This is a genomic window from Kitasatospora sp. NPDC085464, assembly GCF_044541955.1.
Taxonomy (GTDB): Bacteria; Actinomycetota; Actinomycetes; order Streptomycetales; family Streptomycetaceae; genus Kitasatospora.
The window spans coordinates 25,451-52,154 of sequence record NZ_JBITTM010000019.1; the positions used below are offsets into that span (position 1 = coordinate 25,451).

At 71.6% G+C, this 26,704-nt stretch carries 22 protein-coding genes; 17 read left to right on the plus strand and 5 right to left on the minus strand.

Features of this window, described 5'->3' with window-relative positions; all coding sequences use genetic code 11:
- Positions 1–51 precede the first annotated feature (51 nt).
- The 9 genes from ACIGG8_RS18370 (at position 52) to ACIGG8_RS18410 (ending at position 12,175) form a co-directional block, all read left to right on the plus strand.
- The gene (locus tag ACIGG8_RS18370) at positions 52–3,945 is read left to right on the plus strand and encodes a DNA-directed RNA polymerase subunit beta' (protein ID WP_350519880.1); all 3,894 of its coding nucleotides are present in this window, start codon (positions 52–54) and stop codon (positions 3,943–3,945) included.
- Between the two features lie 223 nt (positions 3,946–4,168).
- The gene (locus ACIGG8_RS18375; RefSeq protein ID WP_396549146.1) at positions 4,169–4,843 is read left to right on the plus strand and encodes a DUF4097 family beta strand repeat-containing protein; all 675 of its coding nucleotides are present in this window, start codon (positions 4,169–4,171) and stop codon (positions 4,841–4,843) included.
- Positions 4,844–4,925: 82 nt separating this feature from the next.
- Positions 4,926–6,113, plus strand: coding sequence for a sensor histidine kinase (locus ACIGG8_RS18380; RefSeq protein WP_396549148.1), 1,188 nt, complete (start codon positions 4,926–4,928; stop codon positions 6,111–6,113).
- On the plus strand, positions 6,110–6,790 hold the full coding sequence (locus ACIGG8_RS18385; protein WP_350519883.1) for a response regulator transcription factor: 681 nt from the start codon (positions 6,110–6,112) through the stop codon (positions 6,788–6,790). Before ACIGG8_RS18380 ends, ACIGG8_RS18385 begins: the two co-directional genes overlap by 4 nt.
- A gap of 133 nt (positions 6,791–6,923) precedes the next feature.
- Positions 6,924–7,532, plus strand: coding sequence for a hypothetical protein (locus tag ACIGG8_RS18390; RefSeq protein ID WP_396549149.1), 609 nt, complete (start codon positions 6,924–6,926; stop codon positions 7,530–7,532).
- Between the two features lie 142 nt (positions 7,533–7,674).
- Positions 7,675–8,415 (plus strand): SIR2 family NAD-dependent protein deacylase, encoded by a 741-nt coding sequence (locus ACIGG8_RS18395; protein ID WP_396549150.1) that lies wholly within the window; start codon positions 7,675–7,677, stop codon positions 8,413–8,415.
- A gap of 90 nt (positions 8,416–8,505) precedes the next feature.
- The gene (locus ACIGG8_RS18400; protein ID WP_396549152.1) at positions 8,506–9,720 is read left to right on the plus strand and encodes a cytochrome P450; all 1,215 of its coding nucleotides are present in this window, start codon (positions 8,506–8,508) and stop codon (positions 9,718–9,720) included.
- A gap of 18 nt (positions 9,721–9,738) precedes the next feature.
- Positions 9,739–10,737: an ADP-ribosylglycohydrolase family protein gene (locus ACIGG8_RS18405; protein WP_396549154.1), complete on the plus strand. Its 999-nt coding sequence runs from the start codon at positions 9,739–9,741 to the stop codon at positions 10,735–10,737.
- Between the two features lie 118 nt (positions 10,738–10,855).
- Positions 10,856–12,175 (plus strand): serpin family protein, encoded by a 1,320-nt coding sequence (locus ACIGG8_RS18410; RefSeq protein WP_396549155.1) that lies wholly within the window; start codon positions 10,856–10,858, stop codon positions 12,173–12,175.
- A 52-nt stretch (positions 12,176–12,227) separates the two neighbouring features.
- Here the strand turns inward: ACIGG8_RS18410 and ACIGG8_RS18415 are convergent, their stop codons facing one another.
- From ACIGG8_RS18415 to ACIGG8_RS18430, 4 genes are all read right to left on the minus strand, one after another.
- Positions 12,228–13,340: an ADP-ribosylglycohydrolase family protein gene (locus ACIGG8_RS18415; RefSeq protein ID WP_396549157.1), complete on the minus strand. Its 1,113-nt coding sequence runs from the start codon at positions 13,338–13,340 to the stop codon at positions 12,228–12,230.
- A gap of 54 nt (positions 13,341–13,394) precedes the next feature.
- Positions 13,395–14,681 (minus strand): DUF2786 domain-containing protein, encoded by a 1,287-nt coding sequence (locus tag ACIGG8_RS18420; RefSeq protein WP_396549159.1) that lies wholly within the window; start codon positions 14,679–14,681, stop codon positions 13,395–13,397.
- Positions 14,682–14,800: 119 nt separating this feature from the next.
- Positions 14,801–16,423: a transporter gene (locus ACIGG8_RS18425; RefSeq protein ID WP_396549160.1), complete on the minus strand. Its 1,623-nt coding sequence runs from the start codon at positions 16,421–16,423 to the stop codon at positions 14,801–14,803.
- Entirely contained in the window at positions 16,420–17,271 is an 852-nt protein-coding gene (locus ACIGG8_RS18430; RefSeq protein WP_396549162.1) for an ABC transporter ATP-binding protein, read from the minus strand. Before ACIGG8_RS18430 ends, ACIGG8_RS18425 begins: the two co-directional genes overlap by 4 nt.
- 244 nt (positions 17,272–17,515) lie before the next feature.
- Between ACIGG8_RS18430 and ACIGG8_RS18435 the strand changes: the two genes are divergently transcribed.
- The 7 genes from ACIGG8_RS18435 to ACIGG8_RS18465 all read left to right on the plus strand — a co-directional run bounded on the left by ACIGG8_RS18435 (position 17,516) and on the right by ACIGG8_RS18465 (position 24,556).
- Positions 17,516–18,106 (plus strand): DUF1707 and DUF4190 domain-containing protein, encoded by a 591-nt coding sequence (locus ACIGG8_RS18435; protein ID WP_396549164.1) that lies wholly within the window; start codon positions 17,516–17,518, stop codon positions 18,104–18,106.
- 410 nt (positions 18,107–18,516) lie between these two features.
- Positions 18,517–18,888 (plus strand): 30S ribosomal protein S12, encoded by a 372-nt coding sequence (gene rpsL / locus ACIGG8_RS18440; RefSeq protein ID WP_014144289.1) that lies wholly within the window; start codon positions 18,517–18,519, stop codon positions 18,886–18,888.
- A 2-nt stretch (positions 18,889–18,890) separates the two neighbouring features.
- The gene (gene rpsG, locus ACIGG8_RS18445; RefSeq protein ID WP_148644378.1) at positions 18,891–19,361 is read left to right on the plus strand and encodes a 30S ribosomal protein S7; all 471 of its coding nucleotides are present in this window, start codon (positions 18,891–18,893) and stop codon (positions 19,359–19,361) included.
- A gap of 39 nt (positions 19,362–19,400) precedes the next feature.
- On the plus strand, positions 19,401–21,506 hold the full coding sequence (gene fusA, locus ACIGG8_RS18450) for an elongation factor G (RefSeq protein WP_396549166.1): 2,106 nt from the start codon (positions 19,401–19,403) through the stop codon (positions 21,504–21,506).
- Between the two features lie 220 nt (positions 21,507–21,726).
- Positions 21,727–22,920, plus strand: coding sequence for an elongation factor Tu (tuf, locus tag ACIGG8_RS18455; RefSeq protein ID WP_350519895.1), 1,194 nt, complete (start codon positions 21,727–21,729; stop codon positions 22,918–22,920).
- A gap of 191 nt (positions 22,921–23,111) precedes the next feature.
- Positions 23,112–24,074, plus strand: a complete 963-nt coding sequence (locus ACIGG8_RS18460; protein ID WP_396549168.1) for a glycosyltransferase family 2 protein — start codon at positions 23,112–23,114, stop codon at positions 24,072–24,074.
- On the plus strand, positions 24,071–24,556 hold the full coding sequence (locus ACIGG8_RS18465; protein ID WP_396549170.1) for a GtrA family protein: 486 nt from the start codon (positions 24,071–24,073) through the stop codon (positions 24,554–24,556). The genes ACIGG8_RS18460 and ACIGG8_RS18465 overlap by 4 nt, the downstream gene beginning before the upstream one ends.
- Here ACIGG8_RS18465 and ACIGG8_RS18470 read toward each other — a convergent pair.
- Positions 24,543–26,111: a DUF2142 domain-containing protein gene (locus tag ACIGG8_RS18470; RefSeq protein WP_396549172.1), complete on the minus strand. Its 1,569-nt coding sequence runs from the start codon at positions 26,109–26,111 to the stop codon at positions 24,543–24,545. The two genes, ACIGG8_RS18465 and ACIGG8_RS18470, sit on opposite strands and share 14 nt — an antisense overlap.
- Positions 26,112–26,212: 101 nt before the next feature.
- Between ACIGG8_RS18470 and ACIGG8_RS18475 the strand changes: the two genes are divergently transcribed.
- Positions 26,213–26,650 (plus strand): GtrA family protein, encoded by a 438-nt coding sequence (locus ACIGG8_RS18475; RefSeq protein ID WP_350519899.1) that lies wholly within the window; start codon positions 26,213–26,215, stop codon positions 26,648–26,650.
- Positions 26,651–26,704 lie beyond the last annotated feature (54 nt).

Here is a 26,704-nt window from a genome sequence, read left to right on the forward strand (position 1 = left end):
CCTCAGACCACATGAACGACTCTCGACTTACGAAAGAGGGCTTGACGACCAGTGCTTGACGTCAACTTCTTCGACGAGCTCCGCATCGGCCTGGCCACCGCCGACGACATCCGCCAGTGGTCGCACGGCGAGGTCAAGAAGCCGGAGACCATCAACTACCGCACCCTGAAGCCGGAAAAGGACGGGCTCTTCTGCGAGAAGATCTTCGGCCCCACCCGGGACTGGGAGTGCTACTGCGGCAAGTACAAGCGCGTCCGCTTCAAGGGCATCATCTGTGAGCGCTGCGGCGTCGAGGTGACCCGCGCCAAGGTGCGCCGTGAGCGGATGGGCCACATCGAGCTGGCCGCCCCGGTCACCCACATCTGGTACTTCAAGGGTGTCCCGTCCCGCCTGGGCTACCTGCTGGACCTGGCGCCGAAGGACCTCGAAAAGGTCATCTACTTCGCCGCCTACATGATCACCTGGGTCGACGACGAGCGCCGCCAGCGCGACCTGCCGTCCCTGGAGGCGCACGTCTCGGTCGAGCGTCAGCAGATCGAGAACCGCCGCGACTCCGACCTCGAAGGCCGCGCCAAGAAGGCCGAGACCGACCTGGCCGAGCTGGAGGCCGAGGGCGCCAAGGCCGACGTGCGCCGCAAGGTGCGCGAGGGTGCCGAGCGCGAGATGAAGCAGCTGCGCGACCGCGCGCAGCGCGAGCTCGACCGCCTCGACGAGGTGTGGGCCCGCTTCAAGAACCTCAAGGTCCAGGACCTTGAGGGCGACGAGCTGCTCTACCGCGAGCTGCGCGACCGCTTCGGCACGTACTTCTCCGGCTCGATGGGCGCCGCGGCGCTCAAGGACCGCCTGGAGAACTTCGACCTGGCGGAGGAGTCCGAGCGCCTGCGCGAGATCATCCGCACCGGCAAGGGCCAGAAGAAGACCCGTGCGCTGAAGCGCCTCAAGGTCGTCTCCGCGTTCCTGCAGACCACCAACAAGCCCAACGGCATGGTGCTGGACTGCGTCCCGGTCATCCCGCCGGACCTGCGTCCGATGGTGCAGCTGGACGGTGGCCGCTTCGCGACCTCCGACCTGAACGACCTGTACCGCCGCGTCATCAACCGCAACAACCGCCTGAAGCGCCTGCTCGACCTCGGTGCCCCCGAGATCATCGTGAACAACGAGAAGCGCATGCTCCAGGAGGCCGTCGACGCGCTGTTCGACAACGGCCGCCGCGGCCGTCCGGTCACCGGCCCGGGCAACCGCCCGCTGAAGTCCCTCAGCGACATGCTGAAGGGCAAGCAGGGTCGTTTCCGTCAGAACCTGCTCGGCAAGCGAGTCGACTACTCGGCCCGTTCGGTCATCGTCGTCGGCCCGCAGCTCAAGCTGCACCAGTGCGGTCTGCCGAAGGCCATGGCGCTGGAGCTCTTCAAGCCGTTCGTGATGAAGCGCCTGGTCGACCTGAACCACGCGCAGAACATCAAGTCGGCCAAGCGCATGGTCGAGCGTGCCCGCCCGGTCGTGTGGGACGTGCTCGAAGAGGTCATCGCCGAGCACCCGGTCCTGCTGAACCGTGCGCCCACCCTGCACCGCCTCGGCATCCAGGCCTTCGAGCCGCAGCTGGTCGAGGGCAAGGCCATCCAGATCCACCCGCTCGTCTGCACCGCGTTCAACGCGGACTTCGACGGTGACCAGATGGCCGTCCACCTGCCGCTCTCCGCGGAGGCGCAGGCCGAGGCCCGCATCCTGATGCTGTCCTCGAACAACATCCTGAAGCCGGCCGACGGTCGCCCCGTCACCATGCCGACCCAGGACATGGTGCTCGGTCTGTTCTTCCTCACCTCGGACCGCGAGAACGTGAAGGGCGCCGGCCGCACCTTCTCGTCGACCGCCGAGGCGATCATGGCCTTCGACGCCCGCGACCTGGACGTGCAGGCCCCGATCGAGCTGCGCCTGCCGGCCGGCACCGTCCCGCCGCGCGGTTGGGCCGCTCCGGTGGACGAGGACGGCCAGCAGACCTGGTACGAGGGCGAGCCCTTCCGCCTCACCACCACCCTGGGCCGCGCGCTCTTCAACGAGCTGCTGCCCGAGGACTACCCGTTCGTCGACTACGAGGTGGGCAAGAAGCAGCTCTCCGCGATCGTCAACGACCTGGCCGAGCGCTACCCCAAGGTCGTCGTCGCGGCGACCCTGGACAACCTGAAGTCGGCCGGCTTCCACTGGTCGACCCGCTCGGGTGTCACCGTCTCGATCTCGGACGTCATCGTCCCGCCGAGCAAGCCCCAGATCCTTGAGGGCTTCGAGGCCAAGGCGGAGAAGGTCCAGAAGCAGTACGAGCGCGGTCTGATCACCAACGACGAGCGCAAGCAGGAGCTCGTCGGCATCTGGACCCAGGCGACCAACGAGGTCGCGGACGCCATGGCCGCGAACTTCCCGAAGACGAACCCCATCTTCATGATGGTCGACTCGGGTGCTCGTGGAAACATGATGCAGATGCGCCAGATCGCCGGTATGCGTGGTCTGGTGTCGAACGCCAAGAACGAGACCATCCCGCGACCCATCAAGGCGTCGTTCCGTGAGGGTCTCACCGTGCTGGAGTACTTCATCTCCACCCACGGTGCCCGTAAGGGTCTGGCCGACACCGCCCTTCGTACCGCCGACTCCGGTTACCTCACCCGTCGTCTGGTCGACGTCTCCCAGGACGTCATCATCCGCGAGGAGGACTGCGGCACCGAGCGCGGCCTGAAGCTGGCGATCGGCATCGTGGGTGCGGACGGCGTCCTGCGCAAGACGGACGACGTCGAGACCAGCGTCTACGCCCGCATGCTCGCCGAGGACATCACGGTGGACGGCAAGCTGCTGGCCACCGCGAACACCGACCTCGGTGACGTGCTGATCGACGAGCTGATCCGCCACGGCATCAGCGAGGTCAAGACCCGCTCGATCCTGACCTGTGAGTCGGCCGTCGGCACCTGTGCCTTCTGCTACGGCCGCTCGCTGGCCACCGGCAAGCTGGTCGACATCGGTGAGGCGGTCGGCATCATCGCCGCCCAGTCCATCGGTGAGCCCGGTACCCAGCTGACGATGCGTACCTTCCACACCGGTGGTGTGGCCGGTGACGACATCACCCAGGGTCTGCCGCGTGTCGTCGAGCTCTTCGAGGCCCGTACCCCCAAGGGTGTGGCCCCGATCTCGGAGGCCACCGGCCGGGCGCGGATCGAGGACACCGAGAAGACCCGCAAGATCGTCATCACGCCGGACGACGGCACCGACGAGATCGCCTACCCGGTCTCGAAGCGTGTCAAGCTGCTGGTCAGCGAGGGCGAGGCGGTCGAGGTCGGCCAGAAGCTGACCATGGGTGCCACCAACCCGCACGACGTCCTGCGCATCATGGGCCAGCGTGCCGTCCAGGTCCACCTGGTCGCCGAGGTCCAGAAGGTCTACAACTCGCAGGGTGTGTCGATCCACGACAAGCACATCGAGATCATCATCCGGCAGATGCTCCGCCGCGTGACGATCATCGAGTCGGGCGACGCCGAGCTGCTCCCGGGCGAGCTCGTCGAGCGCGGCCGCTTCGAGACCGAGAACCGTCGTGTGGTCGCCGAGGGCGGTCACCCCGCCTCCGGTCGTCCGCAGCTGATGGGTATCACCAAGGCCTCGCTGGCCACCGAGTCCTGGCTGTCGGCCGCCTCCTTCCAGGAGACGACCCGGGTCCTCACCGACGCGGCGATCCACGCCAAGTCGGACCCGCTGCTGGGCCTCAAGGAGAACGTCATCCTCGGTAAGCTCATCCCGGCCGGTACGGGTCTGCCCCGCTACCGCAACATCCGGGTCGAGCCGACCGAGGAGGCCAAGGCCGCGATGTACTCGGCCGTCGGCTACGACGACTACGACCTGTCGCCCTTCGGCGCCGGCTCCGGCCAGGCGGTTCCGCTGGACGACTACGACTACGGCCCGTACACCGGCTGAGTCACCTCTTCGGCCTTCGACGGCCGATGATCGCAGGGCGGTCACCCCTCACGGGGTGGCCGCCCTGCGGCGTTCCCGGGGCCGGGCGGGTCGCCGGCCGCCCGGACCGGCTCACCCGTGCGGGGGAGGGGCGGGAACCGCTCCGAGGAGGGAGGTGGGGGAGGGGGCGGTTGCGGGAGGCTTCTCGGTGTCGGGACGACGGCGCTTTCGAAGGGGGCAGGGGATGAAGCGGGTACTGGGTGCGATGGCGATCACGGCGGGGGTCCTGGCCGGGATGATGGGCTGTCTGCCGATCGGGGACGACCAGGAGCACCGGACGGTCAGCTACGGGGTGGCCGAGCCGGTCAAGGAGCTGGTGGTCGAGGGGGAGAACGGCGGCGTGCAGGTGACCGGCGACGGCGACACCGTGAACGTGGTCGAGAAGCAGAACTACCAGGGGGCCGCGCCGAAGAGCACGCACGAGGTGAAGGACGGCGTGCTCCGGCTGACGTACGACTGCGACCACTGCGGCATCGGGTACACCGTGCGGGTGCCGGCCGGGACCAAGGTGCGGGTCAAGGAGACCAACGGCGGCATCAGGCTGACCGGGCTGGCCGGCGACGCGGAGGCCGACGTCAAGAACGGCGGGGTCGACGCGAGCGGGCTCAGCTCGGCGCAGGTGAAGCTGACCGCGGTGAACGGCGGGGTGCGGGCCGACTTCGCGGCCGCGCCGACCAAGGTCGAGGCGACGACCTCGAACGGCGGGGTGCGGGTGAAGGTCCCGACCGGGGAGGCGTACGCGGTGGACGCGCACGCCTCGGTCGGCGGGGTGGACGTGGGCCTCCCCTCGCAGCCGGGTGCGGCGCGCAGCATCACCGCCCGGGCGGAGACCGGCGGCGTGACGGTCAGCGGTGCCTGACCGGGCCGTTCCGGAGGTCCTGCCGGTAGGGCATGATCTTCTCCGCGGGGGCGGCGTCCCCGGCTACGGGGGAGGTACCGGGGTGGAGCGTGCGACGGGTCGGCCGAACCGGCCGGCCGGGCTGAGTCCGTACGTGCAGGACTCGCTGCTGGCGTTGGCCGCGGCGGGGGTCGCGGTGTGGGCGGTGTCCCAGGACGACACGGCCTGGTCGTGGTGGATCTACCTGCTCGCGGTGGCGACCGCGCTGCCGCTGCCCTGGCGGCGTCGGGGACCGCTGACGGTGCTGGTGCTGGCGACGCTGCCGTCCCTGGTGATCTCGATCGTGGCGCACTCGGCGAACCCCCAGGTGCCGCTGTCCGGAGTGATCGCCCTCTACACGGTGGCGGAGCGGTCCTCGGAGCGGACGCGGTGGAGCGTGCTGGCGGTGGCGGTGGTCGGCAACGTCGTCGGCACCCACTCGCCGAACGGCGCGCTGTTCAGCCTGCTCACCTCCGTCGGCACCTTCGTGTTCGGCTCGCTGGTGCGCGCCCAGCGGAAGCTGGCCCGGCTGCAGGCGGAGCGGGCCCGGGAGGCCGGTGAGCGGTCGGCGAGCGAAGCGGCCCGGGCGGTGGCGGAGGAGCGGGCGCGGATCGCCCGCGAGATGCACGACATCCTGGCGCACGCCGTCTCGCTGATGGTGATCCAGGCCGAGGCCGGGCCGGTGGTGGTGCGCAGCGATCCGGACCGGGCGATCCGCGCGTTCGACACCATCGCCGACGCGGGCCGTGATGCGATGGTCCAACTGCGCCGCGTGCTCGGGGTGTTGAAGGACCCCGAGGCCGGCCGCCAGCTGGCGCCGCAGCCCAGGCTGGCCGAACTCGCCGACGTGGCCGAGCGGGTGCGCGGGGCGGGTCTGCGGGTGGAGCTCGAACTCCCCGAGGGGAAGGGCGCGTTGCCCGCCGACGTGGAGGCGGCGGCGTACCGGATCGTGCAGGAGGCGCTGACCAACACGGTCAAGCACGCCGGGGCCGACCGGGTGGCGATCCGGGTGCGGCTCTCCGCGGAGGTGCTGGAGGTCGTGGTCTCCGACAACGGCCGCGGGGTGCCGCCGACGGCCGACCGCGCGGTGATCGGCTGGTCGGGCGGGCGCGGGCTGGTCGGCATCCGGGAGCGGGCGGCGGCCTGCGGGGGGCTGGCCGAGGCCGGGCCGGGGCCGGAGGGCAGGGGTTTCCTGGTGAGCGCCCGGCTGCCGCTGGCCGCGGGCACGAGGGTGGAGAGGGTGGGCGGATGACGCCGATTCGGGTGGTCGTCGCGGACGACCAGGAGCTGGTGCGGGCCGGGTTCGGGATGATCCTGGACGCACAGCCGGACATCGAGGTGGTGGCGGAGGCGGCCGACGGCGCCGAGGCGGTCGAGGCGGTGCGCGCGCACGGTCCGGACGTGCTGCTGCTGGACGTCCGGATGCCGGTGATGGACGGGCTGGAGGCGGCCCGCCGGGTGTGCGCGGAGTTCCCCTCCACCAAGGTGATCATGCTGACCACCTTCGACATCGACGACTACGTCTTCGACGCGCTGTACGCGGGCGCCAGCGGCTTCCTGCTCAAGGACGTCCGACGGGACGACCTGGCGCACGGGGTGCGGATGGTCGCCTCGGGGGAGGCGCTGCTCGCACCCTCGGTGACCAGGCGGCTGATCGGCGAGTTCGCCGCCCGCCGGCCGGGCGCGCCGGAGCGGGCGGTGCGGCCGCCGTCCAAGCTGCTGGAGCAGCTGACCCTGCGCGAGCAGGAGACGCTGCAGCTGATCGCGCGCGGGCTGTCCAACGCGGAGATCGCGGCCGAGCTGGTGGTCAGCGAGCACACGGTGAAGACGCACGTCAGCAACGTGCTGAGCAAGCTCGGCCTGCGGGACCGGGTGCACGCGGTGGTGTTCGCCTACGAGGCGGGGGCGGTGGTGGCGGGGGAGTCCTGATGCCCGGGGGCGGACCGCCTCCCCCGTGCGGGGGAGGCGGGGAGTTCGCCGGTGCGGGCGATCCGGGACGAGGGGTCCGGCGGACAGGCTGTGCGGTGTCGGAACGGATCACGGACACCGCAGGAGACCGCAGATGAACACCACCCGGCACAGCCGCCGCACCGCGTACGCCGTCGTCGGCGCGCCCGCCCTGATGGCCCTCTACGGCGGCATCCGCCTGGTGCCGGGCTCCCGCGAGCCGGGCCTCGGCTGGACGGTCGGCCACACCGCGATGTTCGCCGGGCTGCTGCTGTTCGCCCCGATCTTCCTCGCACTGCGCCGGCAGCTCGCCCCGCGCGGCACGGCCGGGCGGATCGCCGCCGGGGCGGCGCTGGGGACGGCCTTCGCGGGGCTGCTCTGCTCGCTGGCGCAGATCGGCATCGACCTGGTGGTCGGCCTGGTGGCGGCGGACAAGGCCGAGCAGTCGCGGCTGTTCGACCGGGTGCAGGACGTCCCGGGGGTGCTCCCGGCCGTGTACCAGGTGGGCCCGCTGTTCTTCTACGTCGGCCTGCTGGCGCTGCTGGTCGCCGCGTCGGTGGGCGCGGCCCGGACGCTGCGCTGGTGGAGCCCGGTGCTGATGCTGGTCGGCACCGTCGCGTCGGCGGCCGACCTGGCCATGATCCCGGTGGCCGCCGCCTGCTACCTGGTGGCGCTGGCCCCGCTGGCCCGTCCGGTGGTGGCGCCGCGGCCGGCGCTGGCCTGACGCCAGGGCAGGCCCGACGCCGGCCGGTCGGCTCGTCCGGAGGGCCGGCCCGCGCGGGGTGGCCGGCCCGGTGTGCGGCGGGAGTCGGCGGGCCCGGATTTTCGGTGGCCGCGGGCGGGCCGGGCGCCGTACCGTCCGGGGCATGAACGCGAAGCGTCCCCTGATCGCCGTGCTCACCGGCGCGGGCATCTCGACCGACTCCGGCATCCCCGACTACCGCGGCCCGCAGGGGCTCTGGCAGCGGGACCCGTCGGCGCAGGAACTGGTCACCCTCCAGCCGTACCTGGCCGACGGCCTGGTGCGGGAGCGGGCCTGGCTGATGCGACGCGACGCCGGGGCGCTGGCCGCCGAGCCGAACGCCGGGCACCGGGCGCTGGTCGACCTGGAGCGTTCCGGGCTGCCGGTGCGGGTGCTCACCCAGAACGTGGACGGGCTGCACCAGCTCTCCGGGCTGCCCGCCCGCAAGGTGCTCGAACTGCACGGCACCGCACGGGAGGTGCAGTGCGTGCGCTGCCGGGTGACCGGGACGATGGAGGACGCGCTGGCGAGGGTCGCGGCGGGGGAGCCGGACCCGGCCTGCCGGGAGTGCGGCGGTGTCCTCAAGCCGCGCACGGTGATGTTCGGCGAGAACCTGGACCCGGTGGTGCTCCAGCAGGCCGACGCGATCGCCCGTGCCTGCGACGTCTTCGTCGCGGTGGGCACCAGCCTCCAGGTCTACCCGGTGGCCGCGCTGCCGCAGATCGCGGTGGAGAACGGCGCCCGGCTGATCGTGGTGAACGGCGAGCCGACCCCGTTCGACGAGACGGCGGACGAGGTGATCCGGGAGCCGATCTCCCGGGCACTGCCGGCGCTGGTGCGGCGGCTGGTGACCGAACGGGCCTGAGGAGAGGGGCCGGAGGGGGCTCCGTACGGACGCACCGCGTGCGTACGATGATCCTTCCGGCTCCCCCTCACGGCCTGGAGTGATCGACCGATGACGACGACGGCGAACTTCGACCCCTGGTCGGCGGCGTTCGTGGCCCACCCGTACGACGCGTACGCCGAGCTGCGCGAGCACGCGCCGGTGACGTACTTCGAGCCGACGAACCAGTGGCTCGTCTCCCGCCACGAGGACGTCAGCGCGCTGCTCCGCGACCGGCGGCTCGGCCGCACCTACACCCACCGCTTCAGCCACGCGGAGTTCGGCCGCCCCGAGCCCGACCCGGCGCACGAGCCCTTCCACACCCTGAACGACCACGGGCTGCTCGACCTGGAGGCACCCGACCACACCCGGATCCGCCGGCTGGTCTCCAAGGCCTTCACCCCGCGCATGGTCGAGGGCCTGCGCCCGACCGTCCGGCGCCTGGCCGGCGAACTGGCCGACGACCTGCTCGCGGCCGGCGGCGGCGACCTGATCGCCACCGTCGCCGAGCCCCTGCCGGTCGCCGTGATCGCCGAGATGCTCGGCGTGCCGGAGGGCGACCGACACCTGCTGCGGCCGTGGTCCTCCGACATCACCGGGATGTTCGAACTCAACCCGAGCGAGGAGGCCGCCCGCCGGGCCGTCACCGCGAGCACCGAGTTCTCCGACTACCTGCGCGCCCTGATCCGCGAACGCCGGGCGGAACCCGGCGAGGACCTGATCAGCGCGCTCATCCAGGCCCAGGAGGGCTCCGACGCGCTCAGCGAGCAGGAGATGGTCTCCACCTGCGTGCTGCTGCTCAACGCCGGCCACGAGGCGACCGTCAACACCACCGGCAACGGCTGGTGGGCGCTGTTCCGCCACCCCGAGGAGCTCGCCCGGCTGCGCGCCTCGGTGGACGGGCTGCTGCCCACCGCGATCGAGGAACTGATGCGCTGGGACACCCCGCTGCAGATGTTCGAGCGCTGGGTGCTGGAGGACATCGAGGTCCACGGCGTCACCGTCCCGCGCGGCTCCGAGATCGCCCTGCTGTTCGGCTCCGCCAACCGCGACCCCGAGCGCTTCGCCGACCCCGACCGGCTCGACCTCGCCCGCACCGACAACCCGCACGTCACCTTCGGCGCCGGAATCCATTTCTGCCTCGGCGCCCCGCTTGCCAGACTGGAGCTCACCGAGTCCTACGGCACGCTGTTGCGCCGGGCCCCGGGCCTGCGGCTGGTCCGCGAGCCCGAGTGGAACCCGGGCTACGTGATCCGCGGGCTCAAGGAACTGCAGGTCGAGGTCTGACGACGAGGGGGAACGGCCGTGGGCAAGGCGACGGGGGCACTGCTGGGCTTGGCGATCGGTGATGCGATGGGCCGGGTGACCGAGTTCCAGGACGTCGAGCGGATCGCCGTCGACCATCCGGACTGGCGTCGACTCCCGCTGCCCGCCAGGGCGTTGGTCACCGACGACACCCAGATGACGCTCGCCCTCGGCCGTGGCCTGCGCACCGCCCTGGCCGGCGGACCGCTGACCCCGCTGCGCCTGGAGCGGCCGGTCCGCGAGGAGTTCGTCGACTGGTGGCGCTCCCCGGAGAACAACCGCGCCCCGGGCATGACCTGCCTGCGCGCCTGCGAGCGGCTCAGCCGCCCCGAGTACCGCTGGCAGCAGGCGAGCGACGTGGGCTCCAAGGGCTGCGGCGCCAACATGCGGGTCGCCCCGATCGGGCTGGTCCGCGCACTGGACGCCCGGCAGCTCTCCGGCGCCGCCCAGCTGCAGTCCGCGCTCACCCACGGCCACCCCACCGCGCTCGCCGCCAGTGACCTCACCGCGTACGCCGTCCGCAAGCTGGCCGAGGGCGTCCCGCCGGCCGCGCTGCCCGCGGTGCTGCGGGCGTACGCGCTGGCCGGCCGCGAGCGCTACGACGAGTTCTGGCTCGGCGACCTCGCCGACCGCTGGTACGGCAGCTCCCCGCAGGCCGTCATGGCCCGCGGCTGGGACGACTGCCTCAAGGTTCTCGACGACCTGGAGGCCGCCCTCGCCGCGCCCGACGTCGAGGCCGACCCCTGCCTGGCCACCGGCGAGGGCTGGATCGCCGAGGAGGCCTTCGGCACCGGCCTGCTCTGCTTCCTGCTGCTGCCCGACGACCCGGTCGCCGCCGTCCGCCGGGCCGCCTACTCCAGCGGCGACTCCGACTCCCTCGCCTGCCTGACCGGCGCCTTCGCGGGCGCCCACCACGGCGAAGCGGTCTGGCCGGCCGAATGGGTGGACCGGATCGAGTACCGGGACGAGCTCCTGGAGCTCGGGGCGCTCTGGGACTGAGCGGTCGAGGCCCGGTCCCGGTCCCGGGGCCGGCCGGCGCGCTCCAGGCCGGTGCGCTCCCGGCCTGCGTCCCCCCGGGCGGGCGGAACCGCTCGGCGGGGTGGTGCGTCGAAGGGCCATGACGAACCGCAGCACCGGAACCCGTCGTACGTCCCGCCGCCCGGCGGCGCTGCTCCTCGCCGCCGCACTCGCCGCGCCGCTGTTGGCCGGGTGCGGCAGCACCGGGGCCGCCACCGGCGCGGAGGTGAGGGCCTCCGCACCCACCAGTCCGCCCGCGGTGGACCCGGCCCGGGTGGCGGCCACCGCGAGGGCCACCGACGCCTTCGGACTGGACCTCCTGCACACCCTCACCGCGACACCGGACGGCGCCGGCCGCAACGTGGTGCTCTCCCCGTCCGGACTCTCCACCGTGCTCGCCATGCTGCTGCCCGGTGCCCACGGTGCGACCGCCCAGGAGCTGGCGAAGGCCCTGCACACCGAGCTCGACCCGAAGCAGTACGCCCTCGCCGTCGGGGCGCTGAACCGCCCCGTGCCGACCACCGACGGACTCACCCTGCGCCGGAGCGACGAGGTCTGGACGCAGCAGGGCTTCACGGTGGAGCCCGACTACCTGGCGACGCTCGCTGCGGCCTTCGACGCCGGAGTGCACACCACCGACTTCAAGAAGGACCCGGAGGGCAGCCGCAAGGCGGTCAACGCGGCCGTGGAGAATGCCACCGAGGGGCGGATCAAGGACCTGTTCGCCCCGAAGGCGATCAACCCGGACACCCGGCTGGTGCTCACCGACGCGCTCTACCTCAAGGCGAAGTGGGCCTCCGCGTTCAAGCCCGCGCACACCGAGGACCGTCCGTTCCACAAGCTCGACGGCACCGCGCCGAACGTCTCCACGATGGGCCAGACCGGCGACTTCAAGTACGCCGACGGCTCCGGCGGGATCGTCGGCGAACCCTGGCAGGCCGTCGAACTGCCTTATGCGGACGGCGGACTGGCGATGGACCTGATCGTTCCCGCGCAGGGCGGCTTCGACGCCTTCACCAAGGGCCTGGACCAGCCCCAGCTGGACCGGATCCTCGGCGCCCTCAGCGCACAGCCCGTCGACCTGCAGCTGCCGCGCTTCCACTTCGACACGTCCAACGAGCTCACCTCCGCGCTGCGTTCGCTCGGTGTCCACACGGCCTTCGACGACGCCGACCTCGGCGGCATCGCCAAGGAACCGCTCGTCGTCAGCTCGGTGGTGCAGAAGGCCACCGTGCAGGTCGACGAGGAGGGGACGGTCGCGGCGGCCGGCAGCGGGGTCGGCGTGGGTGCCGCGGCGGCGCCCGCCCCGCGTCAGGCCGCCCAGCTGCACATCGACCGGCCGTTCCTGTTCCTGATCCGGGACACCGCCGGCGGGCAGCCGCTGTTCCTCGGCCAGGTCACCGACCCGCAGGCCGGCTAGGCGCGCTCACCGGGCCCGGCCGGGAGCGCCCGTCGCGCCGGGGCCGGCGCGCTCACCAGGCCGGGTAGCGCCCGCCGAGCCCCGGGTGGAGCGGGTCGCGGGTGCCGAACAGCACCAGCAGGTCGTCCGCGACCTGCCGCAGCTCGGCCCGCCCCTCGACCTCCCCGGCCCACTCGGCGGGCAGCGCCGAGGCGCCGTACGCGGCCCCGACCAGGTTGCCGCAGACCGCGCCCGTCGAGTCGCTGTCCCCGGAGTGGTTCACCGACAGCAGCAGCGCGGTGCGCACCGGGTCGGGGTCGAGGGTGGCCGCCAGCAGCGAGTACACCGCGATGGCCAGGCACTCCTCGGCGATCCAGCCGAGCCCGACCCGCTCCACCGCCTCCGCCGACGGCTCGGACTCCTGGGCGACCCGCACCGCCCTGGCCAGCGCCTGGACGGTCTCCTTGGACGCCGGCAGGTCGCGGATCTGCTCCACGGTCTCGCCGACCGCCGCCCACGGCTCCGTCCCGTTCGCGAGCCGCTCGACCAGCGCCGCGAAGGCGCCCGCCGCGAGGTACCCGGTCGGGTGACCGTGGGTGAGCTGGGCACACTGCACCGCCAGCCCGAAGGACTGCTCGACACCCAGCCGCGCCAGCCCGAACGGCGCCGAGCGCATCACCGTGCCGCAGCCCTTGGAACCCGGGTTGATCGGCCCCGGCCGCCCGATCACGGACGGCGCCTCGAACACCGGGTGCTCGGACACCCCGCTCAGGCAGGCGTTGCCCGGCGCCCGCCGCGCGTACAGGAAGGGCTGCCGCAGTAGCCAGCCGTCGTACGGGCGGGGCTGCGGCGCGGTGTCCGGCGCGGGCTGGTGCTGCGTCATCAGCCAGCGCCGGTAGGCGCCGTGGACGGCCTCCGGCACCGAGCCGCCGCCGCCCGTCCAGCCGCGCACGAAGCCGCGGATCAGGCCCTCGGCGGTGAACAGCGTCATCTGGGTGTCGTCGGTGACCTCGACCGGCCCGGGACCGCCCGGCAGGGAGGTCACGCCCTCCGGCCCGTAGCGGCCCTGGATCTGATGGAGCTGCTGGAACTCCACCGGCCAGCCCAGCGCATCGCCGACGGCTCCGCCGAGCAGCGCTCCGCGCACCCGGTCCCGGTACCCCGACTCGGCAGCCGGCTCCGTCACGTCGGATCCCCCTTCGTTCGTGGCGGAGTAGTTCTATCAGGTCCGCGTGCGGAGCTACCGGCGGATCTGCCCGGCGCGCCCGTGCAGTGCGGCCCGGTCGGCGGCGGCGCGCCCGGCCGCCCAGCCCTCGCCGTCGCTGACCCGGACCCGCTGCGAGACCAGCTTCGGGAACAGCCGGCCGACCTCCTCGTCCACCGCCTCCGAGCGGGCCGCGAGCGCGGGCAGCAGCCGCGCGTCCGGCAGCAGCTGTTCCTCGGTGCCGTCCTCGCGCAGGTGCCGGCCGGCCGCGGCGGCGCTGGTGGTCCGCTCGGTGGCCGCGGTCAGCCGCTCGCGGATCCGCGCCGCGTACGCGACCAGGAAGGACTGCCGGAACGCCTTGCTGCGCGAGTCCCGGCCGGAACCCGCCTTGTTGAGCGCATGGGTGGCCTGCACCAGCAGCGAGGTGTAGAGCAGTTCGACGCCGTCCAGGTCGCCGTCGAAGCCGACCACGGTGCAGAAGCCGAACTCCTTCGCCCAGACCACCCGGCACCGGTTCGCCGCCGCGACCGCGTCCAGCAGCATCGTCTTGGGGCCCTCGTACGGGTTGTCCACCCCGATCCGCAGCGCCGCCGGGGCGTTCCGGTCCGCACCGGCGGCCGCCAGCAGCGCCTCGTCGATGCTGTGCTGGGCCATCAGCTGCTGGGCCTTGGCGGTCAGTGCCTCGGCCTCCTCGGAGTACTCGGTGGACTCGGCCTTGGCCAGCAGCGCCCGGATCCGGGCCAGCATCCGCGGCTCGCCGGCCGGGGGCCCGGGGTGCTGCGGGCCGGAGTGCCGGGGCCGCGCCGCCTGCCCGGGGCCGGGCCCCACCGGGGCGATCGGGGGCAGCCGACCCCAGGTGCGCAGCAGCTCCAGGACGGCGGTGGCGAGCGCGAAGCGGTCCAGCCGGTGCCGCTGGGCGAAGGCCCCCAGGTACTGCTCGTCGCCGGGCCACCAGACCTCGGCCTCCAGCTCGCGCAGCTGCTCCAGCCAGCGCCGGTCGAGCGCGGCCGCCGGGTGGCGGCGGCCCTCGGCGGCGATCAGGTCCACCGCGAGGGCGAGGTGGACGGGCTTCAGCCCGCGCCGCACCACCCGCACCAGGTCGGCCGGGCGCCAGCCGGCGGACCAGCAGCGGCCGACGGCGGTGTCCGCGTACCCCAGCAGCGCCCGGCTGACCGCCGACCACTGCCCGGCCGAGGCGGCCAGCAGGGACGCCCCGGTGTCCAGGGCGAGGTCCAGCCCCTCCTCGGGTGCCGTCAGCACCGACCGCACCGCCTGCTCCAGCAGCGGCCCGGCGTCCCCGCCCTGCTGCGTGCGCTTGCCCACGGTGTGTCCCTGCTCTCCTCGACGGCCCGGTTCCTCCTGCCCATGATGCCGGAGCGCGCACCGAGGACCGGGAGCGGACGGCGGGGCGGCAACGAGCGGGGGAGCAGAAGGCGGTGCGGCTAGCGCTCGACGGCCGTGGCCAGGATCTCGGGGGCGCGCTCCAGCAGCCGGGTGGCCGCCATCCGCACTCCGAGGACGGCGACCAGCGCGCCGTAGAGCGGGCCGATCAGCAGGACCGGCCAGCTCGGCCCGTCCGAGACCAGCGCCCAGCCGAGGTAGCCGCCCACCGGCAGGGCGAGCAGGGCGACGCCGATCATCGAGCCGAAGGAGTTGAGCATCACCAGCCCGCTCTGGCCCGGGGCGGCGTTGCGCATCGGGTTGCTGTCGGCGGGCATGCTGTACGGCACCAGCACGCTGAACATCGCGCCGAGCGCCACCCCGCAGCCGAGCAGCGCGAGCGCGAGGCCGACCGCGGCGGGCAGCTCCGCCCACGTGCCGGTGACGGCCGCCAGCACCAGGCCGAGCACCAGCGTCACCGGGATCGCGTACGACAGCACCGCGTACGCCCGGCCGCGCAGCTCGTCCCGGGCGTCGGCCGGGGTGCGCAGGGTGGCGGCGACCATCCAGAACGCCGAGCCGTCCATGCCGAACAGGTTGAGCATCTGCAGCCCGAGGAACGTCCCCGTCATCGCCAGCAGGTAGACGCTCGCCCAGCCCTGGACCATCGACAGCACGCAGATCACCACCGTCATGCCGATGCTGGTGAACACCGCGGCCTTGGCACGCGGTTCGCGCCAGGCGTACCGCAGGTGGCGCTGCATCACCGCGCCGGTCCGGCCCCCGGGCAGGAAGCCCCAGCCGCGCGAGCGCTGCACCCCGCGGGCCACCTCCAGGGTGGAGGAGTCGGCGGTGACCATCAGCTCCTGCAGGCTGCTGCGCCACCAGCGCAGCAGCAGCGCCACCAGCACGCCGGCCGCGGCGAGCTGCAGCAGCGCGAGCCCGTACCGGCCCTCGGCGGCGGTGCGCGGCGCGTCCGCCGCGCTGATCGGCGGGATCCAGCGCAGGACGGAGGCGATCGGCTTCAGCGGGCTCAGGTCGATGTCGCCGCCGGGGCGGCCGAAGATGCTCTGCGAACCGACGTTGGCGGTCTGGATCAGCAGGGCGAAGGCCAGCCCGCCGAAGACCGCGAAGTCCTTGCCCCGGCGGCTGGAGAGCATCCGGGCGTTGCCGGCCGCGACCGCCCGGGAGAGCGTGACCAGGCCGAGCAGTGCGAGCGGCACGCCGACCACGGCGACCGCGGCGGAGGCCCCGCCGCCGGCGCCGGCCAGCACCGCGCCGGTCACCAGCACCAGGTTGATCAGTGGTCCGGGCCCGATCAGCGCGGCCAGCAGCGAGCCGCGCAGCAGCGGACCGGGTCGCAGCGGCAGCATGGTGAGCCGGGTCGGGTCGGCGCTCTCGTCGCTGGAGAACAGGAACAGCGGCAGCGCCGCCCAGCCCAGGGTCAGCACGCCGAGCAGCATCACCCCGGCGTCCCCGGAGCCCGCGAACCGCCCGTTCAGCGCGGCCATGGCGACGGCGATGCCGGCCGCGAAGGCCAGGCCCACGACGCCGCCGAGCACGTAGACGGTGGTCCTGCCGGGGCTGCGCCGCAGCCCGTTGCGCAGCAGCCGCAGCTTGAGCGCCACCAGGGCGCGGACCACCGTCCGCCCGTCCGGCACCGCGCCGGGCACGGCCGCAGTCACTGCGCGCCCCCGAGCTGTCCGCCGTCCAACTGCCCGCTGCCGAACTGCCCGCCGCCGAGCCAGCCGAGGGCCTGCCCGTCGTCCTCGCGGACACCGATCAGGTCGAGGAAGGCCTCGTGCAGGCTGCGCCCGCCGCGGACGGAGTCCAGCGGGCCGTGGGCGATGACCCGGCCCGCGTTGACCACCGCGACCCAGTCGCAGAGCTGCTCGACCAGCTCCATCACGTGGCTGGAGAAGACGACCGTGGAGCCGGCCGCCGCGTACCGCTTGAGCACGCCGCGGATGGTCTGGGCGGAGACCGGGTCGACGCCCTCGAAGGGCTCGTCCAGGAACAGCACGTCGGGGTTGTGCAGCAGCGCGGCGGCCAGGCCGATCTTCTTGCGCATGCCGGTGGAGTAGTCGGCGACCAGCTTGTCGGCGTCCCGGCCGAGGTCCAGGACGGCCAGCAGCTCCTCGGCCCGGCGGTCGACCTCGGCGCCGGGCAGGCCGCGCAGGCGCCCGGTGTACTGCAGCAGTTCGCGCCCGCTGAGCCGCTCGAACATCCGCAGGCCCTCGGGCAGGATGCCGATCCGCGCCTTGACCAGGACCGGGTCGGCCCAGACGTCGGCGCCGTGCACCAGGACGGTGCCCTGGTCGGGCCGCAGCAGCCCGGTGACCATCGACAGCGTCGTGGTCTTGCCGGCGCCGTTCGGGCCGACCAGGCCGATGAACGAGCCCGCCGGCAGTTCCAGGCTCAGCCCGGCCACGGCGGCCTGGGTGCCGAAGTGCTTCCACAGCCCTCGGATGCTGACGGCGGACGGGGCGTCCGGTCGGGGGAGGTCGGAGGGAGGTGGTGCTGACGCCTGCATCGCTGCCTTCTCTGCTCGTGGTCGGCGGAACTGCTCTCGGGCTCAGCCTGTCACTGCACGAACGGGCTGTCGCCCGAGTTGAGGATCCCCTGAGCGTGTCCGCCGAACGGGTGAGGCACGCCGTGCGGAACGCCTTTCCCGACCTTGTCGGTCCGATTTGGCAACTACTCAGTTCGCCTGTTCGTCCTGCACTATGAGGAGCAGTGAGGGTGCGCGGGGGAACCGCGGTACCGGGAGGTGGCGGATGTCCGTTCAACCGTGGGGCGAACCCGGTCCCGCCTACAAGCACGGCCACGAGCCGGGCCACGGCCACCGGCCGGTCGTCGGCTGGCAGCCCGCGCCGGTCCCGGCCCAGGCTCCTGTCCCCGCTCCGTCCCCGCAGGCCGCGATGCGGGCCGGCCACGCGGACCGCGACCGCACGGTCGACGTGCTGAAGGCCGCCTTCGCCGAGGGCCGGCTCTCCGTCCAGGAGTACGAGCAGCGCCACGAGGCCGCCGTCGAGGCGCAGACCTACGGGCAGCTGGCCGCGCTGGTGGCGGACCTGCCCGCCGGCCCGATGACGGCCCCCGCCGGCCCGCCGGTCCCGGCCACCTTCCTGCCCGCCGCGCCCCCGCCGGCCCGCCAGACCAACGTGCTGGCGGTGGTCTCGGTGGTGTGCGGCCTGAGCGGCTTCCTGGCGCTGCCGGCGGTGGGTGCGGTGATCACCGGGCACATCGCCCGGGCCCAGATCCGCGAGCGCAACATGGACGGCGACTGGGCGGCCGTCCTCGGCCTGGTCCTCGGCTACATGGGCAGTGCCTTCTGGGCGCTGCTGATCCTGGTGGGCATCGCCTAGGCCGCGCGGCGGCGCTCCGCTGGCGGGCGGCCGACGACTGTGGTAGAGCGGGTGAAGACGGCCCGACACCGGGTGGTCACGTGCGGGACACCCGCGTGACGCCCGGCCGAAGGCGACGACCTGCGGCGTTGCATTTGTTTTGACCGCGCCCCATGCGCTAGGTACGCTCTGACCTTGTGCCTGGGGTGTCCCCGGGTCCTTGTGCGTGCATGCACACCGGTCGCCGCGCCGAGCCGGAGCGCTTTCCAGCGCCCCGCGCGTAGAGCGCCGTCGCTGTACATCAGCCATGGGATTCCGTGTCGGAAAAGCCCAACACACCCGACCGCGTGGGTCGACCACGGGGCCGGTTGCGAGGGAAGACACCGCAGGTTAGTTCCACCAAGCCTTGGCACACAGAAAACGGAGAAACGGTGCCTACGATCCAGCAGCTGGTCCGAAAGGGCCGGCAGGACAAGGTCGAGAAGAACAAGACTCCCGCGCTGAAGGGCTCCCCGCAGCGCCGTGGGGTCTGCACGCGTGTGTACACGACCACCCCGAAGAAGCCGAACTCGGCGCTTCGTAAGGTCGCCCGTGTGCGCCTCACCAGCGGGATCGAGGTCACCGCTTACATCCCGGGCGAGGGCCACAACCTGCAGGAGCACTCCATCGTGCTGGTGCGCGGTGGTCGTGTGAAGGACCTTCCTGGTGTCCGCTACAAGATCATCCGCGGTTCGCTCGACACCCAGGGTGTCAAGAACCGCAAGCAGGCCCGCAGCCGCTACGGCGCCAAGAAGGAGAAGTAAGAATGCCTCGTAAGGGCCCCGCCCCGAAGCGCCCGGTCATCATCGACCCGGTTTACGGCTCCCCGGTCGTCACCCAGCTGGTCAACAAGATCCTGCTGCACGGCAAGCGCTCCACCGCCGAGCGGATCGTCTACGGCGCCCTTGAGGGCGTCCGTGAGAAGACCGGCTCCGACCCGGTCGTCGCGCTGAAGCGCGCGCTGGAGAACGTCAAGCCGGCCCTTGAGGTCAAGTCCCGCCGTGTCGGTGGCGCGACCTACCAGGTTCCGGTCGAGGTCCGTCCGGGCCGCGCCAGCACCCTGGCGCTGCGCTGGATGGTCGGTTACTCCCGCGCCCGTCGCGAGAAGACCATGACCGAGCGCCTGATGAACGAGATCCTCGACGCCAGCAACGGCCTGGGCGCTTCCGTGAAGCGTCGCGAGGACACCCACAAGATGGCCGAGTCCAACAAGGCCTTCGCGCACTACCGCTGGTAGTCCGTACCCCGTCACTAGACAGAGAGAGAACGAGCCACCATGGCTGCAACCTCCCTTGACCTCGCCAGGGTCCGCAACATCGGGATCATGGCGCACATCGACGCGGGCAAGACCACCACCACCGAGCGGATCCTGTTCTACACCGGTGTCTCGTACAAGATCGGTGAGGTCCACGATGGCGCTGCCACCATGGACTGGATGGAGCAGGAGCAGGAGCGCGGCATCACGATCACGTCGGCCGCGACGACCTGTCACTGGACGGTCGACGACGTCGACAACACCATCAACATCATCGACACCCCGGGTCACGTCGACTTCACCGTCGAGGTGGAGCGTTCGCTGCGCGTCCTCGACGGTGCCGTGACGGTGTTCGACGGTGTCGCCGGTGTCGAGCCCCAGTCCGAGACCGTGTGGCGGCAGGCTGACCGCTACGGCGTCCCGCGCATCTGCTTCATCAACAAGCTGGACCGCACGGGCGCGAACTTCTTCTTCTGCGTGCAGACCATCGTGGACCGCCTCGGCGCCACCCCGCTGGTCATGCAGCTCCCGATCGGTGCCGAGTCGGACTTCCAGGGCGTCGTCGACCTGGTCCGCATGAAGGCGCTGGTCTGGTCCGCCGAGGCCGCCAAGGGCGAGATGTACGACGTCGTCGACATCCCGGCCGAGCTGCAGGAGCAGGCTGACGAGTACCGCGAGACGCTGATCGACACCGTCTCGAACGTCAGCGACGAGATCATGGAGCTCGCCCTTGAGGGCGAGGAGATCCCGGTCGAGCTGCTGCAGGACGCGATCCGCAAGGGCACCCTGAACTCGGACTTCACCCCGATCTTCTGTGGTACCGCCTTCAAGAACAAGGGCGTTCAGCCCCTGCTCGACGCGGTCGTCAAGTACCTGCCGTCCCCGCTGGACATCGAGTCCATCGAGGGCACCAAGCCGAACGACCCGGACACCAAGATCTCCCGCAAGGCGTCGGACGACGAGCCGCTGTCCGCGCTGGCGTTCAAGATCATGTCCGACCCGCACCTGGGCAAGCTCACCTTCGTCCGGATCTACTCCGGCCGCCTGGAGTCCGGCACCTCGGTGCTGAACGCCGTCAAGGGCAAGAAGGAGCGCATCGGCAAGATCTACCGCATGCACGCGAACAAGCGTGAGGAGATCGAGTCGGTGGGCGCCGGCGACATCGTCGCCGTCATGGGCCTGAAGCAGACCACCACCGGTGAGACGCTGGCCGACGAGAAGAACCCGGTCATCCTGGAGTCCATGGACTTCCCGGCCCCGGTCATCCGCGTCGCCATCGAGCCCAAGTCCAAGGGTGACCAGGAGAAGCTGGGTGTCGCCATCCAGCGTCTCGCCGAGGAGGACCCGTCCTTCCAGGTCAACACGGACGAGGAGACCGGCCAGACCATCATCGCGGGTATGGGCGAGCTGCACCTTGAGGTGCTGGTCGACCGTATGAAGCGTGAGTTCAAGGTCGAGGCCAACGTCGGCAAGCCGCAGGTCGCCTACCGCGAGACGATCCGTTCGGCCGTCGAGCGCATCGACTACACGCACAAGAAGCAGACCGGTGGTTCGGGCCAGTTCGCGAAGATCCAGATCGCGATCGAGCCGCTTGAGCAGGCCGAGGGCTACGAGTTCGTGAACAAGGTCACCGGTGGCCGCGTGCCGAAGGAGTACATCCCTTCGGTCGACGCCGGTTGCCAGGAGGCCATGGAGTTCGGTGTGCTCGCCGGCTACCCGCTGCAGGGTGTCCGCGTCACGCTGCTCGACGGTGCGTCGCACGACGTCGACTCCTCGGAGCTCGCGTTCAAGATCGCCGGCTCGATGGCCTTCAAGGAAGGCGCGAAGAAGGCCAAGCCGGTCCTTCTTGAGCCGATGATGGCCGTCGAGGTCACCACGCCCGAGGACTACATGGGCGACGTGATCGGCGACATCAACTCTCGCCGTGGCCAGATCCGGTCCATGGACGAGCGTCACGGTGCCCGCGTCGTCACGGCGCTGGTGCCCCTCTCCGAGATGTTCGGCTACGTCGGTGACCTGCGCAGCAAGACCTCTGGTCGCGCCAGCTACTCGATGCAGTTCGACTCGTACGCCGAGGTCCCCAAGGCCGTGGCTGAGGAGATCATCGCCAAGTCCAAGGGCGAGTGAGTCCGGCTCTGCCGGCCTCGGGATCAGTCCGACATTCGGGATGATTTCGACCCCTTAGGCTATGAGGAGGCGACCCGGGAGGATCCGGACGGATCCTCCCGGGGCCTCCGGCCCCCACCCGCGGGACGGTACGAGGTGCTTCCGGCACCGCGGACCAAGCCCGATACAAGACCAACTGACGTCAGCACGGCGTACAGGATCTGTCCTCAGGAGGACTGCAGTGGCGAAGGCGAAGTTCGAGCGGACGAAGCCCCACGTCAACATCGGCACCATCGGTCACATCGACCACGGTAAGACGACCCTTACCGCGGCCATCACCAAGGTGCTGCACGACGCGTACCCGGAGATCAACCCCTTCACGCCGTTCGACCAGATCGACAAGGCGCCGGAGGAGCGGCAGCGCGGTATCACCATCTCGATCGCGCACGTCGAGTACCAGACCGAGGCGCGTCACTACGCCCACGTCGACTGCCCGGGTCACGCGGACTACATCAAGAACATGATCACCGGTGCGGCCCAGATGGACGGTGCGATCCTCGTCGTCGCCGCCACCGACGGCCCGATGCCGCAGACCAAGGAGCACGTCCTCCTGGCCCGCCAGGTCGGCGTTCCGTACATCGTCGTCGCCCTGAACAAGGCCGACATGGTGGACGACGAGGAGATCCTGGAGCTCGTCGAGCTTGAGGTCCGTGAGCTCCTCTCCGAGTACGAGTTCCCGGGCGACGACCTGCCGGTCGTCCGCGTCTCCGCGCTGAAGGCGCTGGAGGGCGACAAGGAGTGGGGCGAGAAGCTCCTCGGCCTCATGCACGCCGTCGACGAGAGCATCCCGACCCCGGCCCGCGCCGTGGACCAGCCGTTCCTGATGCCGATCGAGGACGTCTTCACGATCACCGGTCGTGGCACCGTCGTCACCGGTCGTATCGAGCGTGGCATCCTCAAGGTCAACGAGACTGTCGACATCATCGGCATCAAGGAGACCAAGACCACCACCACGGTCACCGGCATCGAGATGTTCCGCAAGCTGCTCGACGAGGGCCAGGCCGGTGAGAACGTCGGTCTGCTCCTCCGTGGCATCAAGCGCGAGGACGTCGAGCGCGGCCAGGTCATCATCAAGCCGGGTTCGGTCACGCCGCACACCGACTTCGAGGCCCAGTCCTACATCCTGTCGAAGGACGAGGGTGGCCGCCACACCCCGTTCTTCAACAACTACCGCCCGCAGTTCTACTTCCGTACCACGGACGTGACCGGCGTCGTGACCCTCCCCGAGGGCACCGAGATGGTCATGCCGGGCGACAACACCGCCATGACGGTTCAGCTGATCCAGCCGATCGCCATGGAGGAGGGCCTGAAGTTCGCCATCCGTGAGGGTGGCCGCACCGTCGGCGCCGGCCAGGTCACCAAGATCATCAAGTAATTGACGATCTGACCTGCCTGCCCCGTACAGGCTGAGTCCGAAGGGCCCCGCGCACCGCACGGTGCGCGGGGCCCTTCGGCGTCTCACGGGGCGCTCACCGGAGCGCGCCTCCTTTCACCGGCCGCTCATCGCAGACTGTTATGGTCGGGCCACCAACCAGCCCCGCCGTCGCGGAAAGTGGGATCCAACGCATGTCAACGGCACCGCTGTTGTCGGTCGTGATGCCGATCTACAACGAGCAGGAGGCGCTCCCGCTGACCGTCGAGCGGCTGCGGCCGATCCTCGACGGGCTCGACGTGGCCTACGAGGTGGTCGGCGTCGACGACGGCAGCACCGACGCGACGCCGGTGCTGATGCAGAAGATCCACCAGGACTGGCCGGAGTTCCGCATCGTCCGCTTCGCCCGCAACTCCGGGCACCAGGCCGCCCTCACCGCCGGCCTCCACCGTGCCTTCGGCGACTACGTCGTCTCCATCGACGCCGACCTCCAGGACCCGCCGGAGAAGATCCCGGAGATGCTGGCACTCGCCCGCGAGGAGAGCCTCGACATCGTCTACGGCGTCCGCGGCGACCGCGGCACCGACACCTCCTTCAAGCGGCGCACCGCCGGGGCGTACTACTGGCTGATGCGCAAGCTGGTCGGCAAGCGGATGCCCAACCAGGCCGGCGACTTCCGGCTGCTCAGCCGGGCCGCGGTGAACGCGCTGAAGGCGATGCCCGAGCACCAGCCGGTCTACCGGCTGCTGGTGCCGTGGCTGGGCTTCCCCAGCGGCGAGGTGGTCTACGTGCGCGAGGAGCGGGTCGCGGGCAGCACCCACTACCCGCTGTCCAAGATGGTCCGACTGGCGCTGGACAGCATCACCAACTTCTCCGCGGCCCCGCTGCGGCTCGCCACCTGGCTCGGGCTGTTCAGCTTCCTGGTCTGCATCGCGCTGGCGCTCTACACCACGGTCGCGTACGCGGTCGGCTCCACCGTGCCCGGCTGGTCCTCGCTCTTCATAGGGATGCTGTTCATCGGCGCCGTCCAGCTGGTCTGCGTCGGACTGCTCGGCGAGTACGTCGGCCGGATCTACTCCGCGGTCCAGGCGCGGCCCGCCTACTTCATCGGCTACGACTCGGCCGAGGAGCCGGACCGGTACGGTACGGGCGAGTGAACGAGATCCTCTCCGCAGACCGGGGCGGGCACGACGGGCCGAACGACCGCGACGGGCACGACCACCGCGACGGGCCGCGCGCCGAGCCCCCGGCGGTCCGGCGGCAGCTGCCGTCGTTCCTGGTCATCGGGGTGCTGAGCACCCTGTTCTACCTGGCGCTGTTCGTCGCCCTGCGGCTGGTCGCCTCGTCGCAGGTGGCCAACCTGGTCGCGCTGGCCGTCAGCGCGGTGGCCAACACCGCGGCCAACCGCCGCTTCACCTTCGGCATCACCGGCTCGGACGGCGCGGTGCGCCACCAGCTCCAGGGCGCGGTCGCGTTCCTGATCGGACTCGGCCTCAGCAGCGGTGTCCTCGCGCTGCTCGACGCGGCGGTGCCGCACGCCTCCCGGGTGGTGGAGGTGACCGGGCTCGTGGTGGCGAACGGTCTCGCCACCGTGGCCCGGTTCGTCCTCCTCAAACTGTGGGTCTTCAGGAAGCGCTGACCGCGGCGGCCCGCTCCTGCCGCCCGGCGCGGCCGCCGGTGCTCGTCCACGCCCAGTACCCGAGCACCACGCAGCCGGCCACGGCGGTCAGCAGCGCGGTCGCCGAGCCCGCCGGCGGGTGCCAGGTGCCGGCCAGCGGGTTGAGCGGGGTGTAGTCCACCGAGGTGCCGAGCCCCGCCTGCCAGCGGATCATGGTGTACCCGAGGAAGGCCAGCTGCAGCGGCAGCACCAGCAGCGCGATCATCCGGACCAGCGAGGCCGACCGGGCCCCGTCGAGCACGTCCCGGCGTCCGAGGACGAAGGCCGCGACCAGCGGGACCCCGACGGCGACCGGCAGCATGTACCGGCCCTGGCCGGCGAAGCCGACCTTGTGCGCCGCTATCGCGTCCGAGAGCGTGATCACCGCGAACGGGGCGAGGAAGAAGGCGAGCACCCGCCAGCGGTCGCTCCACGCGCCGAAGGCGAGCGCGGGCAGCACCAGGCAGCCGATGGCCAGGTACCAGAGGTAGTAGGCGGTGCCGGGCAGGTGCGTGTCGAGCCACGACGGGACGCCGATCACCTCGGTGAAGTAGTCGGGCCAGCGGACGATCACCTCGTGCCGGATCGCCTTGGGCACCGTGATGCCGGGCGGCACCTGGACGGGCATCATCTCCGAGGCCTTCATGACCACGGTCCACAGCGCCCCCGCGGCGCCGGCGGCGAACAGCGTCCCGGCCGCCCACCAGGCCGGCCGGAAGCGCAGCAGCTCCTTCACCCGCTCCCGCTTGGCCGGGATCAGCATGATCCCGAGGACCGCCGCGCACCAGAGCGGACCGAGCGCGCGGACCGTCATGAGCACCGATCCGGCGATCGCGATCTGCACCATGGCCGCGCGCCGCAGCGGCTGCTCCGGGTCCAGCATGGTCGGGATGAGGGCCGCGACCAGGGCCACGCCGGCCGCGATCTCGATGCCGTTGGGGTTGATCGAGCCCGCCAGGTGCGCGGTGATCGGGGTCACCGCGACCAGCAGCCCGGCCGCCGCGATCCGGTGCCTGGTCCAGGCGACCAGGCTGTGCGCGGCGGAGGCGAGCAGCGCCGACACCAGGGCGGCGCTGACCAGCCGGGCCAGGGTGAGGCCCAGCCAGTTCGGCCAGAGGGCCATCGGCCAGCCGACGAGCGCGTAGTAGACCGGGTTGTACCGGCCGGCCCGGGTGCCCACCCGCTCGATCTGCTGGTCCTCGCCGCCGGGCGCCTTGGCGCAGGCCACCGACTTGGTGGGGTCGAACCACCAGCAGTTGTCCCGGACGATCGAGGCCGGCACGTGCTGGAAGGCGCCGGTGCCGCCGCCGGCCGCCTCGGGCTTGGGCGCGAACTCGCCCCGGGCCACCCCGACCGCGCGGACGATGTGCTCCCGCTCGTCCGGGCTCGCGTCGTACGGCGAGGCGAGCGCCCAGCCCGCGCAGACGAGGAAGAACCCGATGAACGCGGTCCACCAGGTCCGCCGGAACAGCAGGCGGCCCGGTCGGCCGGAGCTGTCGCCGGCCCTGCTCGCGGCGGCCGGGGGAGGGGAGGTCACGGCGGGGGGGTATGAGGACACGCGACCAAGATAACGGGTGGCCGATTTCGGTCGGACCGGGCGGCTGTGTGCCCGCCCGGCGTTGCACTTACGATTCCCCCGTGACTCAACTGGAATCGCCCTCGGAAGTGTCCGGATCCACCGCGAAGGGCCGGATCGCCGGACTTCTGGGCCATAGCGCGGTGCGGTTCCTGGCCGCCGGCGTCACCAGCACCACGGTCGACATGGGCCTGCTGTACCTCCTGCACGGCGTGCTCGGCCTGCCGCTGGCGGTGTCCACCCTCGTCGCCGTGCTGGCCGGCTTCACGACGAACTTCGTGCTGAACCGGATCTGGGCCTTCGAGAGCTCCTCGCCGGTCGGCAAGCAGACCGCCCGCTACATGGTGATGGCGGGCGGCAACTGGGTCGGCACCGTGCTGCTGGTCGGCGGCTTCGTGAAGCTGGGCCTCTTCTACCTGCTGGCCCGTGCGCTCGCGCTGGTGATCCTCTCGGTCGTGAACTACTTCGGCTACAAGTACTGGGTCTTCCGGGACAAGTGACGGAAGGACGAAGGCCCGGCCGGAGGGATCCGGCCGGGCCTTCGTGCGTCCTCG